Annotated in this window: 14 protein-coding genes; 7 read left to right on the top strand and 7 right to left on the bottom strand. The window is 59.4% G+C overall.

Annotated elements, in window-relative coordinates; translation table 11 throughout:
• Positions 1-267 precede the first annotated feature (267 nt).
• Entirely contained in the window at positions 268-1,635 is a 1,368-nt protein-coding gene (locus KCG44_RS00685) for a peptide MFS transporter (RefSeq protein WP_218443570.1), read from the bottom strand.
• 347 nt (positions 1,636-1,982) lie between these two features.
• Between KCG44_RS00685 and KCG44_RS00680 the strand changes: the two genes are divergently transcribed.
• Together KCG44_RS00680 and KCG44_RS00675 are read left to right on the top strand one after the other, a co-directional pair.
• Entirely contained in the window at positions 1,983-3,161 is a 1,179-nt protein-coding gene (locus tag KCG44_RS00680; RefSeq protein WP_218443569.1) for an acyl-CoA dehydrogenase, read from the top strand.
• A complete protein-coding gene (locus KCG44_RS00675; RefSeq protein WP_218443567.1) occupies positions 3,161-4,300 on the top strand; it encodes a CaiB/BaiF CoA transferase family protein in 1,140 nt (379 codons plus the stop codon). The genes KCG44_RS00680 and KCG44_RS00675 overlap by 1 nt, the downstream gene beginning before the upstream one ends.
• Positions 4,301-4,309: 9 nt before the next feature.
• Here the strand turns inward: KCG44_RS00675 and KCG44_RS00670 are convergent, their stop codons facing one another.
• Both KCG44_RS00670 and KCG44_RS00665 read right to left on the bottom strand, forming a co-directional pair.
• Positions 4,310-5,692: an aminotransferase gene (locus tag KCG44_RS00670; RefSeq protein ID WP_218443565.1), complete on the bottom strand. Its 1,383-nt coding sequence runs from the start codon at positions 5,690-5,692 to the stop codon at positions 4,310-4,312.
• A gap of 119 nt (positions 5,693-5,811) precedes the next feature.
• On the bottom strand, positions 5,812-6,462 hold the full coding sequence (locus KCG44_RS00665; protein WP_218443564.1) for an FMN-binding negative transcriptional regulator: 651 nt from the start codon (positions 6,460-6,462) through the stop codon (positions 5,812-5,814).
• Positions 6,463-6,628: 166 nt separating this feature from the next.
• Here KCG44_RS00665 and KCG44_RS00660 point away from each other — a divergent pair, with 166 nt between their 5' ends.
• A complete protein-coding gene (locus KCG44_RS00660) occupies positions 6,629-7,768 on the top strand; it encodes a serine hydrolase domain-containing protein (protein WP_218443563.1) in 1,140 nt (379 codons plus the stop codon).
• Positions 7,769-7,791: 23 nt separating this feature from the next.
• Here KCG44_RS00660 and KCG44_RS00655 read toward each other — a convergent pair whose 3' ends face one another.
• Both KCG44_RS00655 and KCG44_RS00650 read right to left on the bottom strand, forming a co-directional pair.
• Positions 7,792-8,745 (bottom strand): LysR substrate-binding domain-containing protein, encoded by a 954-nt coding sequence (locus tag KCG44_RS00655; protein WP_255536238.1) that lies wholly within the window; start codon positions 8,743-8,745, stop codon positions 7,792-7,794.
• Between the two features lie 67 nt (positions 8,746-8,812).
• Entirely contained in the window at positions 8,813-9,892 is a 1,080-nt protein-coding gene (locus KCG44_RS00650) for a PepSY-associated TM helix domain-containing protein (RefSeq protein WP_218443561.1), read from the bottom strand.
• 151 nt (positions 9,893-10,043) lie between these two features.
• Here KCG44_RS00650 and KCG44_RS00645 point away from each other — a divergent pair, with 151 nt between their 5' ends.
• Both KCG44_RS00645 and ald read left to right on the top strand, forming a co-directional pair.
• A complete protein-coding gene (locus KCG44_RS00645; protein ID WP_218443560.1) occupies positions 10,044-11,486 on the top strand; it encodes an NAD-dependent succinate-semialdehyde dehydrogenase in 1,443 nt (480 codons plus the stop codon).
• A 47-nt stretch (positions 11,487-11,533) separates the two neighbouring features.
• Positions 11,534-12,658, top strand: a complete 1,125-nt coding sequence (gene ald, locus KCG44_RS00640) for an alanine dehydrogenase (protein WP_218443559.1) — start codon at positions 11,534-11,536, stop codon at positions 12,656-12,658.
• Here ald and KCG44_RS00635 read toward each other — a convergent pair.
• Entirely contained in the window at positions 12,646-13,290 is a 645-nt protein-coding gene (locus tag KCG44_RS00635) for a TetR/AcrR family transcriptional regulator (RefSeq protein ID WP_218443557.1), read from the bottom strand. The genes ald and KCG44_RS00635 overlap by 13 nt on opposite strands.
• A gap of 81 nt (positions 13,291-13,371) precedes the next feature.
• Here KCG44_RS00635 and KCG44_RS00630 point away from each other — a divergent pair, with 81 nt between their 5' ends.
• Entirely contained in the window at positions 13,372-14,814 is a 1,443-nt protein-coding gene (locus KCG44_RS00630; RefSeq protein WP_218443556.1) for an amidase, read from the top strand.
• Here the strand turns inward: KCG44_RS00630 and KCG44_RS00625 are convergent.
• The gene (locus KCG44_RS00625; RefSeq protein ID WP_218443555.1) at positions 14,811-15,977 is read right to left on the bottom strand and encodes an MFS transporter; all 1,167 of its coding nucleotides are present in this window, start codon (positions 15,975-15,977) and stop codon (positions 14,811-14,813) included. The two genes, KCG44_RS00630 and KCG44_RS00625, sit on opposite strands and share 4 nt — an antisense overlap.
• Positions 15,978-16,172: 195 nt before the next feature.
• On the opposite strand from KCG44_RS00625, the gene KCG44_RS00620 reads away from it, so the two are divergent.
• Positions 16,173-17,522 carry a glutamine synthetase family protein gene (locus tag KCG44_RS00620; RefSeq protein WP_218443554.1) on the top strand — a complete coding sequence of 450 codons (1,350 nt, stop codon included), beginning with the start codon at positions 16,173-16,175 and terminating at the stop codon, positions 17,520-17,522.
• The last annotated feature ends 2 nt before the right edge of the window (positions 17,523-17,524 follow it).

Genomic DNA, 17,524 nt, shown 5'->3' with positions numbered 1-17,524 from the left:
TGACAATATATCAAATCGAAAAAGGGGGTCGGCAATCCGGCTCCCTTTTTCATACCCGATCGCGCAGCCCGCTTGGCTATCCTCCCGGGCAGCGAGGCCGGCGTTTACCACCTGGTACGGGGTTCCCAGAGAAGACACTGTCGGCGGCGGTGATCGCGGCTTTTCCTGATGCGACGGCGCAATCGGCGTCTTGCGCGTTTTCCGGACGGACAATGATGGTAGGGACCACCGCCTGCGCCGCGACACCGGCGAGGATCGCGGTCATCATCATGCGGCCCCTTCTTTCATCGCCGCTTTCAATGGCCGCGTGAGTATTATCAATAATATCGCGCCCGTGCCGACAACCGCGGCATGCAGCAGCCAGAATTGGGCTGGCGACATCGCTTCATAGAAGCGCCCCAGATAGCCGCTGCCGAAGCCGCCGAAAAAGATGCCCAGATAGTAGGAGCTGATCAGCATGGCATTCACCGATGGCGGCGCAACCCGGCTGGTAAGGGCCATGGCCACCGGGCCGATATACAAAAACCCGATCGCGCAGACGAAGTGGAACATGACCGGCCAGACAAGCGCGACCTTGTCCGGCCCGGCAAGCGTTTCGCCAATGCTCAAAAGCACGCAGGCGGATGCGAAGACACCGCAGCCAAATGCGATTTTGTTCAGATCGCTTTTCGCATTGCCGCGTTTAACCTGGCGTTGCCACAACCAGATAATCGGCGGGGCGAGGAGAAGTACCGCGAGTGAATCGAGCGATTGGAACCACGTCACAGGCACCTCGAGGTCGCCCGCCACACGGTCCACGCGTCCCTTGATCCACAGCGGATAGGTATTCCAGACCTGGGTCTGGACGGTCCAATAGAGCGACGTGATCCCCAGAACCGTCAGGACAGCGGCGATGCGCCGTCCATCGCCGGGTTGCAGTTTCGGCACCGTCTGGCTGGCACCGGCTCGAACCCGCTCGGCGGGCAAATGCCTGGACCCGTAAATATAAATAAACAGGGCCAGCAACATGCCGATTCCGGCTAGGCCAAATCCATAATGCCAGCCATAAAGCTCGCCAAGGGTGCCGCAGGCCAGCGGCGCCAGAAATGCGCCGACATTGATCGCCATATTATAGAGGGAAAAACCCGCGTCGCGGCGCCCGTCTTCCGGATCGTACAGCTCGCCAACCTGAGCGGCGAGATTACCTTTCAAAAAGCCCGACCCGACGATGAGCGCGGCCAGCGCACTCAGAAAGGCCGCTTCGAAAGCCATCATGAAATGGCCAGCGACCATGAACAGCGCGCCTACCGCCACTGCCTTTCGGCGCCCCAGCCAGCGGTCACCAATGAAACCGCCAAATACCGGGGCGAAATAAACCAGTCCAATGTAAATGCCGAAGGTCTGGGTCGCGAGCGCCTGCGTGCTCAAATCGCCAAATACCGACGACATGACCGCCCGAAAGCCATCGAAGCCGGAGACGTTGGCGCTATGTTCAGGCAGAAACAGGTAGCTCGTCATATAAAGGACGAGGAGCGCCTGCATGCCGTAAAATGAAAACCGTTCCCACGCCTCGGTGAAGACGATGAACCCGAGCCCCTTTGGATGACCGAAGAAACCGCGGTGACGCTCATCCTGCGTGGGTAGGCTGTTTTCCATGATTTACTTGTCCCCGCAGGTTGCAGATCGATGCTTTCGGGAATGCCCAGGGCCTCTCAAGGGAGTGATCGGCGCAAGTGGCGGCAGGCCAACTTTCGAACGGGCCACACGCACTCCTCCCGAAAACTACTCACATCCTATCCTTTCCAGCATGGATGATGGGCATCGGCTGTCAAAGGTATTTCATGCGGCTTTCGGTGCGCGAAGCGCACCATGTCGTGCAATGGTCGGCGGCGGCGCTCATGAGGCACCACTTCTGGCGGCTTAATCACTTTGTTGCCGCCCCAACGCACCTCCATAATCACGTTCGAGACCTTACAGCCGCTTTGATGGAGGGTGCCCCGCGCATGATTCACTTTAACTGGGAAGACCCGCTTCTTGTTGAAAGCCAGCTGACGGCCGAAGAACGCATGATCCGCGATTCAGCCAGGGCCTTCGCTGCCGACAAACTTCGGCCGCATGTCGAGCAGGCCTTTGCCGATGAACATACAGATCCGGCGATCATGGGGGAAATGGGCCGCCAGGGACTGCTCGGTGCTACGCTTCCCGAGGAATTTGGCGGCATTGACGCGGGCTATGTTGCGTACGGCCTGATCGCCAGGGAGATCGAAAGGGTCGATTCCGGTTACCGCTCGATGATGTCGGTACAGTCCAGCCTCGTCATGTACCCCATTTTCGCTTTTGGCTCGGATGACCAGAAGCGCAGGTATCTGCCGCGCCTCGCCGCCGGGGAGCTGATCGGGTGTTTCGGGTTGACCGAACCCGGTGCCGGATCGGACCCCGGCGGGATGCGGACCCGGGCAAGGGCGCTACCGGGCGGCGGCTACCGGCTGAACGGCGCGAAGACCTGGATATCGAACGCACCGATCGCGGACGTCTTCATCATCTGGGCCAAATCGGAAGCCCATGGCGGCGCCATACGGGGGTTCGTTCTTGAAAAGGACATGCCCGGCCTCAGCGCGCCGAAAATCCAGGGCAAGCTTTCGCTGCGGGCATCCATCACCGGGATGATAAACCTTGATGAGGTCGACGTCCCCGAAGAGGCCTTGCTACCCGGTGTGGAGGGCCTGAAGGGACCGTTCAGCTGCCTCAACCGCGCACGATACGGGATCGCCTGGGGGGCCATGGGCGCCGCGGAGGCATGTTTCTCAACCGCCAGAGCCTATGGACTGGACCGGCATCAATTCTCTCGTCCACTCGCGGCGACGCAGCTCTATCAAAAGAAGCTGGCCGACATGGCAAGCGAGATTTCGCTCGGCCTGCTGGCCTGTCTGCAAACGGGCCGCCTGATGGAAAGCGATACATTTGCGCCGGAGATGATATCCATGATCAAGCGCAACAATGTGGGAAAAGCCCTCGATATCGCACGTGCGTCACGCGATATGCTCGGCGGAAACGGAATTTCACAGGAATTTCCGGTGATGCGTCACATGGTGAACCTGGAAACCGTCAATACTTATGAGGGCACGCATGACATCCACGCATTGATCCTGGGCCGTGCCATTACCGGCATTGCCGCGTTCTGATGAAGACCGGCAGGGGCAGGGCCTCCGCCCCATTGCAAGGCGTCAAAGTTGTTGAACTGGCGCGCATCCTGGCGGGTCCGTGGGCCGGGCAGCTCTTCGCGGATCTGGGCGCGCAGGTGATCAAGGTCGAAAGCCCGGCCGGGGATGACACGCGCGGCTGGGGGCCTCCGTTTGTTACCTATGCCGACGGCAGCGAGGATGCCGCATATTTTCACGCGGCCAACCGCGGAAAAGACAGCGTCGTGGCTGATTTTGCCACGGCCGAAGGGCAGGCAAAAGTTCTCGAGCTGTTGCAGGACGCCGACGTTCTGATCGAAAACTTCAAGGTGGGGGGGCTCGTCAAGTTCGGCCTCGATTACCAAACACTGAAGCAGCGCTATCCCAAATTGATCTATTGTTCGATTACAGGCTTCGGTCAGGACGGACCCTATTCGCAACGCGCCGGCTACGACTTCATCATTCAGGCAATGAGTGGAATCATGGACGTCACCGGCGAAAGCGATGGTCCTCCGCAAAAAATCGGGGTCGCCTATGCCGATATCCTGACGGGGCTCTACGCGGCGATCGGCATACAGGCCGCGCTCATACAGCGACAGGCGACCGGATTGGGGCAACACATCGACATGGCGCTTTTCGATGTCATGGTCGGCACCCTGGCCAATCAGGCACTAAACTGCCTGGTGTCGGGGGAAAGCCCACACCGCATCGGCAATGCTCACCCCAATATCGCGCCCTATCAGTCTTTTCAGTGCAAGGATGGCTGGATCGTCGTGGCGGTTGGCAACGATCAGCAGTTCCAGCGCTTTGCCGAACTGATCGACATTCAGCTTTTGGAAGAGTGGCGCACCAACAAGGGACGGGTTGAAGACCGTCATGCCCTGGCGGCGGCGATCTCCCGGAGGTTGAGCCATTGGGACTGCGCCCGACTTTTATTGGCGCTGGAGGAAAATGGCATTCCTGGCGGGCCGATCAATTCGATTTCCGAGGCGCTGTCCGACCCGCAGATCATGTATCGGCGGATGATCACGGAACACATCGCCGACGATGGCACCGCATTACCCGGCCTGCGCTGCCCCATCGTTTTTTCGGATGCGGAACTGGCCGAGGGGAAGGGCGCCCCGCGGCGCGGACGACAGTAGCCGTCAAACCTACTTTATGCCGTGAACCTTTGCCGTCGCGTCGAGAGCCATCACGGTCTTTTCCGCCAGCTCGTCGATCTCACCGCGCGTGATGGTCAGCGGCGGGCACAGGACCATCGCTGTGCCGACGGCTCGCATAATCAACCCGTTTTCCAGCGCTGTTTCGCGGCACTGGATCGCGGCCGTACTGCCTGCTTCGAAGAATGTTTTGCTGCCGCGATCCTGCATCAACTGCAGTCCGGCCAGCAGGCCCGCGCCCCGTTTTTCCCCAACCAAGGGGTGGTCGGCGGCGATCTGCCCGATGACTTCGTTGAAATAGGGGCCGGTTTCCTCCCGGGTTCGCTCGACCAAACCTTCATTCTCGATGATATCGATATTGGCCTCGGCCACCGCGCAGGCGACCGGGTGGCCGGAATAGGTGTAACCGTGGCTCAAGACGCCGCCCGACCGCAACGCTTCATTGATCCTGGAATTGAATGCGACGGCGGAGATCGGGAGGTAGCCCGAAGACAATCCCTTGGCCATGGTCATGACATCGGGCTGCACGCCATAATATTGCGCGCCGAACCATTCGCCCAGGCGGCCAAAGCCGCAGATCACTTCGTCAACGATCATCAGGACATCATGCTTGCGGCAGATCCTCTCGATCTCTTTCCAATATCCGGCCGGCGGCTCGATCACGCCTCCGGCACCTTGAATGGGCTCGCCAATGAAGCCGGCGACATTTTCCGCGCCGAGTTCGATGATCTTGTCCTCCAGTTCCGCGGCCGCGCTCTTGGCGAAATCCTCGGGGCTTTGATCGCCGCCATGTCGGTACCAATGCGGCTCGCCAATGTGATGAAAGCCGGGCAGGATTTCATGCCCCGCGGCATGCATGTCCTGCATCGGCTTCATTCCGCCGATGCTGACCGCCGCCATGGTGCTGCCATGATATCCCAGATTCCGTCCGATGAAGTGCCGCTTTGTCGGCTGACCTTCCACTTTCCAGAAATGCAGGACCATGCGAATGATTGAATCATTCGCTTCCGAGCCTGAATTGGCGAAAAAGAAATGGTCCAGTCCGTCCGGCGTTACCTCTGCCAGCCGCGCGGCAAGAGAAATCTGCGGCGGCGTGGTGGACTGGAAGAACATGTTGTAAAATGGCAGCTCGCGCATCTGCTTTGCGGCGACGTCGGCCAGTTCATTCCGGCCATAGCCCACATTTACGCACCACAGGCCCGCCATTCCGTCCAGCAGGCGGTTGCCGTCACTGTCCCAGACATAACACCCTTCACCGCGCGAAATGATCGTTGAGCCGCGCTCGATCAGCTGCTTTCCATCGCAGAACGGATGAATGTTGTGACGGTCATCCAGTTGGCGCAGTTCCCGCGTGTAATTATGGCCAATCGACATGTCGTTTCATCCCCGTCGCAATCTCTATTCCATTGTCATCATCACAGCGCGGCTGACAAAGGACGAGATGTGTAAAGGGTGGTGGCCGGTGTTGCAGGATCACCAGCCCAGGCGCGCATTCAGCCTGCGTCCAAAGCCTTGATCATCGCTGATATTTCCCTGTCGCCTGGAAAGTCGCGCCGATCGAGCGCAGCCGCGATCCGGTCACGATCGCTGGCGGGATGGGTCTGGCTCAACTTCGCTTTGCCATCAATTCTGTCGATCTTGATCCGAAACGACCGGATGTGCGGCATAAGTGTTTCGACCTTGCCCTCGGGGGCGTCGGCCATCGTCCATTGGCTGCCATTGGCTCTTTCCGCTTCGGAAACGACGCGCTCCAGAACGTTCATCTGATCTTCCGGGCCATCCATCACGGTCAATGTTCCGCGGACCTGCGCGGTGACATAATTCCATGTCGGAACCGTCGGCATCTCCACATACCAAGTCGAGGAAATATAGGCATGGGGGCCTGAAAACACCGCCAGGGCGGGCATTCCATCCTTCAGCATCTTGGCCTGCGGATTGGACTTCGCCAGATGGCCGATCAAATGGGCTGGCTGGCCATCCACACCCAATTCCGGATGGATCGGGATCTGGGTGGCAAAGCTGTGCCCATCCTCGTCCGCTGTAACGAACATGGCGAAGGGGTATCGGCGAATGATGGCAAGTGGATCGTTCGCTTCATATGCTGGCGGGATATACATCCTCCAATCGTCACGTTCGCTGTTCATGAATTCGCCTTCTCAATTCCCCCGGCATCATCCGAATGAGGTCGGAATCGGGCAAGATGTCAATGCTGATGAAAGTGTTGTTCTGACCGCACCGCCGGGCAAGAAGCTTCGCACCGCGCCCGGCAAGCGGTGCGCGCATATAAGGACGAAAACTCGGGAGACGATCGTGGCAGATGACAGGCAACCGTCGGACATTACCAGGGCCTATGCCGGAAAACTGCTGCCGATCGATCAGGCCGTCACCTTTGCGACGACCGAAAGGATCTTTCCCAGTCGAACCATAAGCCGGGGCACCGGGCCGGTCAGGGACATTCCCCTGGCAGACCGGCGAATTTCGGATTTGCACATCCCCGGCAACGACGGGGACTACGACCTGGTCGACTATGTCTCGCGCAATCGCGTGGTCGGGGTGATGGTTGTAAAGGACGGGCAGGCGCTGCTCGAACATTACGATCTGGGCCTAAGTCCGGAAACGCGGTGGATGTCGATGTCGATGGCAAAGTCCGTCGCGACCACCCTGGTCGGATGCGCGATTAAGGACGGTTTCATTCAGAATGTCGACGAACTGCTCGTTACCTATCTGCCCCAGCTTCGGGGCGGCGGATATGAGCCGGTTTCCATACGTCATCTCATGCAGATGACTTCCGGCGTGGACTGGGATGACACCCATACCGACGCCGCCTCGCATCGGCGCCACATGCTGGCATTGCAGGTCGCCCAGAAAGGCGGCGCAATTCTCGATTATATGGCCGACCGATCCAGCATCGCAGAGCCGGGGGAGCGCTGGAATTACAGCACGGGTGAAACGCATGTCGTGGGTGCATTGCTGAAGGCGGCGACGGGCAAATGGCTGTCGGACTATTTCAGTGAGAAAATCTGGTCACGAATAGGCACGGAACACGATGCCGCATGGTGGCTCGAATCACCGAACGGGCTTGAGGTCGCCGGCAGCGGAATCTGCGCGACCATGCGCGATTATTGCAGATTTGGCCTTTTCGCCCTTAGTGGCATGACGCTGGACGGCGAGATGGTCGTGCCGGACGACTGGTTCAGGGAAGCTACGAGCATTCGCGCGGCAGGTGATGACTCCCTGCCCTATGGTTACATGTGGTGGCCCGTTCCGAACCGCGAAGGCAGTTTCGACGACGGCGCTTTCAGCGCGCGAGGCATATTTGGCCAATATATCTATATCAATCCAGCGCGGAACATCGTCATTACCACGCTAAGCGCTCGCGCAAAGCCGCGCTATGCCGAGGTGATATTGGATAATGATTTCTTCAACGCCGTCGTTGCCGACATAGGCTAGCACCGCCCCTGGACCGCCCGGATCTACGCCAGATCCCGTGACACCCGTCTCTTGAGCCAGCTGCGAAAGCGGCGAACCAGGCTGTCATTCCAGCGATCCCGGCGCGCGACCAGGACATATTGACCGATCTTGGGCTCGAATGCCGGATTGTCCTTCCCGATGTTGATCAGGGCGCCTTCGTTGAGCTCCTCACGCGCAACGAGTGTGTTGGACAATGCGATCCCATTGCCATGTTCAGCGGCGTCCATCGTCAAATGACCCTGCCACAGCCGCGGTCCATCGACCTTGCCGTCTGCCGCCACACCATGCGCTTTCAACCAGGCAATCCAGTTTTCAAAGCCGCTTTCGTGCAGCAATTGGTGATTGATCAGATCAGCCGGTGTCTCAATCGCTGGATGCTTGGCGAGATATGTTTCACCGGTGACCGCGATGATCTCAGCTTCGGCGATGGTTTCATGCCGCAGCAGGGGGTTGTCATCCAGCTCATTCTGATAATTCGAGATAAAGCGGATGTGCAGATCGGCCTGATGGCTGGCGAAGTCGGGCTCTGAATCAACCGGCCGCACTTCGATATCAAGACCTGGTATCTTCTTTTCAAATTGCGTCAAATGCCGTGAAAGCCAATGCAAAGCGAAGCCCGGGCTACTCCAGATGACAAGGCGATTATGCTGTCCATGGTTAAGGAGGTCGAGCGTTGCATGGGCGATGTTATCCAGCGCAAGCGAAACGGCTTCGTGATACCATCGCCCCTTATCGGTCAAAGCGACGCCTACCGGCGTACGCTCCACCAGTTTCACGCCGCTCCAGGTCTCGATCATGCGAAGGTGGCGGCTGACGACCGCATGGTCACGGTCAAGCCATTTGGCCGCCTTGCGTATACCGCCGAGCCTGGCGACCACGTCAAATGCCCGCAGGGCTTCGAATGGCGGAAGTGCTTTTCGCTCTGGCGGAATTTGTGAAGCGCCTTGCAAGGCCATTGCGAAATTTCCAAGACTTCCCGAACCGGTATCGGACTGCAAGTCTGACACGGCGAAAGAGCGCTCGTCAATCGGCACGTACTGGCTGACGTGGCCGTGTGAAGACAATGCGTATGGTCAGGATAAGTATGGCGACCATGCCAAGCCCGGCAAAAAACGCCAGGAGGCGGCCCGTAAAGCCGAAGACCTGCCCGGTATGCACGGGATAGAGCGCATTCATGAATTGCTGGCTCGCCGGAAGCTCCGATGCGTGGGTTTTTCGCAGGACACTCCCGTCCACACCAACCCAGACCTCGCTTCCCCCATAGGTCCGCCGCATTTCATCCGGTGTATTGACCTTTATCCGGTACGAGGATTCTGCATCCGCGGGTAAATCGATGGCAGTGAAGCGCGCTCCTGGAAATTCCGCCAGGGCAATCGCAACAGCACGTTCGGCGTCAATCGGACCGGCCGGTGCCCTGCTGCCGTCCTCATCCGCCTGCGCTGCGGAAGGGGGAGGGGCGGCGGGACCGGCCAGCAGTTTTTCCAGCGGGATGTGCCATGCCTGGAGGACACCGGCGCTCACCAGAACAAAGAGCGGAAGACAGAGCCAGTATCCCAGCAGTCGGTGCCATGCGAGGGTGACGGGACGCCTTGAAATCCGCCCTGCCGGAGCCTTTGTCATGCTGCGCCATTGATGCTTTCCGCGCCAGCCTGCCTTTACGCCCATGGCTATGGAAAACAGCAGAAAGGCCCCTGACAATCCGACGATAAGCTCGCCGGTATCGCCCATCATCAAGGTTTGGTGGAAGACCTTGATCGTTTCCCAGAACGCACCATCGTCCAGCATTTCGCTGTCCGCGCGTGCCCGAATAATCTCGCCATCGGGGATTGAACGCAGCGTGTAGGTCTCGCCGCCCCGGCTGGCATAGATATCCAACTGGCCTTCGACGCCGCCGGAAATCCAGATGGAATAAGGGTCAAAGCCAGCTTCGGACGCCGCATCTATTGCCTGCCCGACCTGCTGCGCGCTCACCGTTTGGGCCTGCGCGCCCAGCAGACGATCTTCAATGTCGTAGCGGAAATGGATGACCAGCCCGGAAAGCACCTGCAGCAGCCAGAATGCTCCCAGTGAGAGCCCGATATATTTGTGAATTTTGCGCGTCATCAAGGCTCAACCTTGCAGAAAATCATGGCGCGGTGATCCTGCCAAGCGCCGCATGAGCGGTGCTTAATCAGCACCGCTAGCATCCCGATTGTTCACTTGTCGCGGTGCTCCATTTCCTCTTTTTCAGGCGGTGTGAAGGGACAATGCCAAGATGACAGATCAATTTTATACCGACACGCTTGCAAGCGCCATCGATGGTGAATGGACGGGCGCGGCGGGGCGCGATTGCCAGCCGGTTGTGAACCCGTCCACCGGCGAAACACTGGCGGAATTGCCCCATGTCACGCACGACGATCTGGATCGCGCGCTCGATGCCGCCGAGCGCGGCTGGAAGGAATGGCGCGAACGCACGGCGGTCGAACGCGGGACGTTGATCAGGCGCGCTGCCGACATTCTGGACGGCCGCGTCGAAACGATCGCCGCCCATCTGGCAAGCGAACAGGGCAAGCCCCTGCACGAGGCAAGGGGAGATGTCGCAGCGGGCATTGGCCTGATGCGCTGGCATTCGGAAGAAGCGCGGCGAAGCTATGGAAAGGCGCTGGTGCGGCCCGCTGGCAAACGCGCGAGTGTGACATATCAACCGGTTGGACCGTCAGCTGGCTTTGCCCCGTGGAACTTCCCGTTTTTCAACGTCGCGCGGAAAGTCGCGCCCGCGCTGGCGGCTGGATGTTCGATCATATCCAAACCTGCGGAGGAAACGCCGGCGTCCGCCATCGCCTTGCAGGCCGCACTGCTGGACGCGGGCGTTCCGGGGACAGTCGCCCAGACGGTGTTTGGCGATCCCGACATGATCAGCCGGCACCTGATCGCATCGCCCATCATCCGCAAGGTCAGCTTCACCGGCTCCGTGCCTGTTGGCAAACATCTGGCTCAACTGGCTGCCGCCCAGATGAAGCGGACGACGTTCGAACTGGGCGGTCACGCGCCTGTGATCATATTCGATGATGCCGATATCGAAGCGCACCTCGACACGCTGGTCACCGCCAAGTTCCGGAATGCTGGCCAGGTGTGCGTTTCCCCCACCCGTTTCTACGTCCAGGAGGGCATTTACGACAGGTTTGCCGCGGCGATGGCCGCGCGCACCCGAGCCTTGGTGAAACCCGGCGATCCGTTTGGCGATGGCGTCACAATGGGGCCGCTGGCGAACGGGCGCAGACCTCAGGCCGTCCACGCATTGATTGAAGACGCGGCACGCGCGGGCGCGGCCTTGCTGACCGGCGGCGAGCGGATGGACGGACCGGGCAATTTCTATCGGCCAACGATCCTGAAGGACGTGCCCGAAGATGCGCGGATCATGCAGGAAGAGCCCTTTGGCCCGGTTGCCGCGATCAGTCCGTTCAAGACGTTCGATGAAGCGATTGGCCTGGCGAACAGGCTTCCGCTGGGTCTTGCCGCCTATGTCTTCACACAGAATCTGGACCGGGCGCTCCTGGCGTCTGACGCGATCGAATCCGGTATGGTCGCGGTAAATTCCACCAGTGTTTCAAGCGCGGATTCTCCATTCGGCGGGATCAAGGATTCCGGGCACGGCCTGGAAGACGGCGCGGAAGGGCTGAAAGCATTCATGGTGCCCAAAGTCGTGCACATCGGGTGAGCGCGTACGAACGCGTCAACCTCATTTGACCGGAAAGGGAAACAATCATGCTCATCGGTTGCCCCAAAGAAGTGAAGAACCATGAATATCGGGTCGGCCTGACCCCGGAAAGCGTCGGTGAACTGAGCGCGCATGGCCACGACATATGGGTCGAAACCGGGGCCGGTGACGGCATCGATTGCGGCGATGATGAATTTGTCCAGGCAGGTGCCCGCATCGCCGATTGCGCGGATGAGATTTTCGCCGAATGCGAAATGATCGTGAAGGTGAAGGAACCGCAGGCCGAAGAACGCGCCAAGCTGAGGCCGGGTCAGATCCTCTACACCTATTTGCACCTTGCGCCGGATGCCGAACAAACCGCCGACCTGATAGGATCGGGCGTGACGGCCATCGCTTATGAGACAGTGACCGGGCCCTCGGGTTCCCTGCCGCTTCTCAAACCGATGAGCCAGGTTGCTGGCCGCATGAGCATTCAGGCAGGAGCGAACGCGCTTGAAAAGGCGCATGGCGGCCGCGGCGTCTTGCTGGGCGGTGTTCCTGGTGTTCTGCCCGGCAAGGTCGTCGTGATTGGCGGCGGCGTGGTCGGCTTCAACGCCGCACAAATGGCCGTTGGACTGGGCGCGGATGTGACCATATTCGACCGGGATCCGGACGTTCTGGAGCGGCTGGCCATTCATTTCGAAAGCCGCGCCAAAACCCGCTTATCCAACAAGGCCAATCTGATTGATGCGATTTCAGAGGCCGACCTGGTCGTCGGTGCGGTGCTGTTGCCGGGAGCCGCGGCCCCCAAGCTGGTCACGCGCGATATGCTGGGCGACATGAAGCCCGGCGCGGTTCTGGCCGACATTGCCATCGACCAGGGCGGCTGCTTTGAAACCAGCAGGCCAACCACGCATTCGGACCCGACCTTCATCGTCGACGGAATCGTCCATTATTGCGTGGCCAATATGCCGGGCGCTGTGGCCCGCACCAGCACCTATGCGCTCAACAATGTGACGCTTCCCCATGCGCTCAAAATTGCCGATCTCGGATGGCGCGAAGCGCTCCGCCGGGACGCATATCTGGCGGACGGGCTGAACACGCATGCGGGCAGGGTAACGTACAGGGCTGTCGCTGACGAATTGGGCTATGACTATACGCCCACCGCGGACATTCTGGCTCAGGGCGCGTAGCTTCGCAGGAAGCGATGTATGATTTCGCGTGCGAATTCATCCTGCGCCATCCATTCATATTCAGGGATGGTCAGCGTGCACAGCAGCATTCCATAGATCGAACTGTACAAAAGCTGCGCCATCTCTTGCGGCTCAGCACCTGCCAAATGCCCATCATCGACACATTCCGTCAGGACGCTTTCGATCAAATCGTAGCATTTGCGCACACTGGAACCCTGCGCGTTCAGGACCGCGTCGCCCATGGTGATGCTCTTGGGGTCGACCGTCAGGTAAATGAGGTGGAAATGCTCCGGATTGTCCTGCCAATAGCGGACATATCTGGCGGCAACCGCCTTGAACGTTTCCAGGGCGCCGGCGTGCGCCTGCCTCTCCAATGCCAACAGGCGATAAATCTCGTCGAAGATGGTGATCCAGATCTGTTGCAGGATCGCATGCTTGTTCTCGAAATAATAATAGATGGTCATCGGCGAGCAATTCGCCCGCTGTGCGATATTGCGCATCGATACGGCTTCAAACCCGCTTTCGAAGAACAATTCACGTGCGATCCGGACAATTCGGCCGACGAATATCTTCTGATCCTCGGCTGAATGCCGAGGCCGCCCGACCGGCTTTGTCTTCACCTGCTTTGCCATGTCATCACCCTAGACCCTGCTTGACGGGATGATAGCGGAGACCTTAAATTATACGCGTATAAAATACCAATTCTCGAGGTGATGATGCGTCCTGCCGAATATATGAGTTTTGATGCCGTCGCTCTTGGAGAGCTGATTGCCAAAGGCGAAATCACGTCTGAAGAACTGATTACCTGCTGCGAAACGATTGTCGATCAGCTCGATGGCAGGGTCAACGCCGTCGTCAGCCGCCATTTCGACGATGCGCGGCGGCAATCGACGCCCGCGCCTGACTTCGCGCCCTTTTTTGGCGTGCCCTTCGGGGCGAAGGAGGAAGGCGCCTATTACAGGGGAATACCCAGCGGTGCGTCGTCCCGCCTGCTTCCCCCGACAGACCCGGAATATGACACAAATTTCGTCACGAAGTATAAGCGGGCCGGCCTGCGCCTGGTCGCCAAACTCAACATGCCCGAACTCGCGGCCTCGATCACGACAGAATCTGCCGTAAACGGAATCTGTCGCAATCCCTGGAATCCTGAGCGTTCGACCGGTGGCTCAAGCGGTGGACCGGCGGCGGCGGTCGCTGCGGGATATTTCCCGGCCGCCTATGCCAATGACGGAGCGGGATCGATCCGTATCCCGGCATCCTGTTGCGGTGTTTTTGGGCTGAAACCTTCACGGGGCAGGGTGGCGAAGGGCCCTTATCTCTTGGATGAGTGGTCGGGCAATGTCTCGGATCATGTCATCACCCGCACCGTTCGCGACAGTGCGGCGATCTTGGACATCAGCGCCGGTATGGATGTCGGCGCCCCCTATGACGCCCCGTACAGTCCGGGAAATTTCATCGACCATGTCGGGCGGTTGGACCGTCCCCTGAAAATCGGCCTTTTCACCCGTTCGCCTACGGGCGCGCCTGTCCACCCCGATTGCCAGGAAGCCGCGGAGGATGCCGCGAAGCTTTGCGAAGACCTGGGACACAGCATCGAATTTGCGCAACCGGATCTGGATGGTGACGAGCTGTTCGAACGACTGCTCGATTTGATGAGTGCCAATCTGGCCATGGAGGTTTCCCGCGCATTCCGGCTCAGCGACATCGATCCGCATCCGGATTATGTCGAGCCGACAAACTATGCGCTGTTCCAGCGCGGCAGCCGGATTTCGGCGATCGACTATCTGGAGAACTTAAGGTCGCTGGGGCATTTGGCGCGGCGGGCGTCCGCCTTTTTTGAGGATTTCGACCTCTTCCTGAGCCCGACCTTGGCCAAGCCCAATCTGGGACACGGCGAGGTGACTCCGGCGATGCACGATCTCAGTCGGTTCTGGGACGGCTGGAAGCACTTCATTCCCTTCACACCGCTGGCGAACATAGCGGGGCATCCGGCCATGTCGGTCCCGCTATATTGGACCGCCGACAACATGCCCGTCGGCGCGCATTTTCAAGGCAGGATTGGCAGCGAAGCCATGCTGTTCGGTCTGGCGGGACAATTGGAGCAGGCGCGCGCCTGGGTGGGAAAAACGCCGCCGATCAGTGCCAAATCGCTTTAGGCGCCGCGCCTGGCGACCCTGTCCGCGGTCAGGAAAAGCACCAGACTTGCCGCCAATATCAGCATAACGACGGTCAGAATTCCGCCAAAACCAAGCCCTGCTGACAATATAAGGGATCCGATCAACGGACCGGCGGCCAATCCGAACAACTGGGCAGCCAGGCTGAAAGCGGCGATTGCGCCGCCCTCATCATAAATGGCGATCACGCCCATCAAATAGGGAAAGGTGAAATTCCACGCGAAGTTGAACAGGCATGCTGACAGGAGGAACGCAAAATAGCCCGCGCCGCCGAACATCCAGCCCACCGAAATCATCGAAATGCCAATTCCGGTCGCCAGCAACCAGTGGCGCCGCCCGTTTTCGCCGATCAGCAAGACAGCGACCGCTCCCGCGATCCCGGCAAAGGCGGACATTCCCAAGGCACCGGCAATTTCCCCGACGTCCAGCCCGAACCTCCCGCCAATGGGTTCGAAGAAGCCCCAGATTGCGGCGGGCGCGAGAAAGTAAACCGCAAGCGCGATGACGCTGATATAGGCCCAGCCCCCAACCCCGCTGGCACCGTTGTCCTGCCCGGAAGCAGACGCCGCTCCGGTAAATTGCTGCGGAATCCAGATGGTGAAGATAAGGCTGAAGCACGAAATTGCGGCCAACACCAGATAGAGGCTGGCAATACCGTACGTCTCCAGCAGCCCTGCGAACAAAGGCAAAAGCGCGGCCTGCAGCAACAGCTGAACGAAGACGTAGAGACCAAAGGCTCTGTCAGGCAGTTTCGTGCGGCAAAGATGGACGAAAACGACCGATAGGATGACGCCGTTGAACAGCCCGATGAAACATCTGAGGCCGAGCAGAAGGGCCGCGCCATCGACGGAAACCGACGCAAGATTGCCAGCCACAACCATCGCAATTGCGATCCGCGTGATGAAACGCCAGCCGATCTTCCTGATCCACAAACCAGCCGTCAGGCTGGCGATGGCGCTGCCGAGCATATCCGCGGAGGCGAGATAGCCGATCATCGTCGCATCGCCGCCAACCTTCCTTCCCATGGCCGCGACCAGCACCGGGAGAGAGACAAGGACGGTCGTTGCCAAAACCCCAAGCAGGACGATGGCGACGATGCTGAACGTCGTGTCGGGTACCGTCGATGACTGCCGTGCGTCTTCCATCGTCTCTCCTCCTCTGGTGCTGCATTCCCGCCCGCAATGCGCGTCGTTCGCACCTGCCCCTCGTCATTCGATCATTTTAAACACCGATGAGACGCAGCCCTGGGCACCATTGCCAGGGCAGACTTCTTAATATAATATACGCGTATAAATTACTAGCGCGACTCTCGAGAATTTTATCGACGCCAGGGGAGCAATGTGCCGCAGGATCAAATCGAAGACTGGCTCGATGGCCAGGGCAATATCGACTTCATCACACTCGCGGCGATCGACCTGAATGGTGTGTTCCGTGGCAAGCGCCTGCCACGAAAGCTTGCTGGAAAGCTGTCGTCCGGCGCGGTGAAGATGCCCCTGGCAATCATGGGCGTCGATATCTGCGGTACGGACGTGGTCGGAAGCGGGCAGGTTTTCGAAACCGGTGACAAGGATGGAATATGCGTGCCCACCGGCCGCCAGCCTGTGCCAATCGCGTCGGACCATGGCGACAGCGCTCTGATCCTTGCCAGCCTCCATACCGACCTTGAAACGCCATATGCCGCTGACCCGCGAAATGCGCTGAAATCAGTGCTTGATCGCTATGCCAAGGCCGGGCTGACCCCCGTCTGCGCAAGCGAGCTGGAGTTCTTTGTCTATGATCTTGACGCCAGCTCCTCCGAAATGGCTGTGGCGCCGCAAGTGGGCGGGCGCGGCCAGACGAGCGCCATCTATGCCGTCAGCGAACTGGATGAATTCGGACCCTTTCTAACCGACCTCTATGCGGCATGTGAAAAAGCGGGGATTCCCGCGGAATCGGCCATCGCCGAAAGCGGCTGCGGCCAGTTCGAGGTCAATTTTCATCACGTGCGTGATGCACTGCGCGCCGCCGATGATGCGCAATTGTTCAAGCATCTGGCAAAACTCACCGCCAGGAAGCACGGCTTCGGAGCCACCTTCATGGCCAAGCCATTTGGCGAGGATTCCGGCAGCGGGCTCCATATCCATTTCAGCCTGCTGGATAGCGAGGGTGTGAACGTCTTCGACGACGGCACCCCTCAGGGGTCGAAAACGCTGCTTTCGGCCGTGGCCGGACTGCTCGCGGCGATGCCGGACCATACGGCGATCTTCGCCCCGCATTACAATTCATTCCGGCGATTGCGCGCGGAAACCCACGCGCCGATCAGCATCGCCTGGGCCTATGAAAACCGTACGGCGGCCATTCGCATTCCCGACAGTCAAAATGCCGATCGCAGGATCGAACACCGCGTCGCGGGCGCCGATGCGAACCCCTATCTGGTCTTGGCGGCCGTGTTGGGCGCGGCTTTGGTTGGGATCGAAACGCAGATGGAGCCTCCCGCGCCGCTGGAAGGCAGCTCGTATGATCAGCAGCTCCCGGCAATTCCAACAAACTGGCAGGCGGCACTGCAGCACTTTCGCGAAAGTGAGCTCAACAGGCGTATTTTTGGCGAATTGCTGTGCACGATGTATCTCGCGTGCAAGGAGCAGGAGTTGGAAGTGCTCGCCAATCAGGTCTCGCCGATCGAATATGATCTTTATCTGGACCGTGTCTGAGC

It is taken from the genome of Pacificimonas pallii (assembly GCF_019204005.1).
GTDB lineage: Bacteria > Pseudomonadota > Alphaproteobacteria > Sphingomonadales > Sphingomonadaceae > Pacificimonas > Pacificimonas pallii.
Note: the sequence above shows the minus strand (reverse complement) of the source record. Positions and strands in the feature narration are given on the sequence as shown.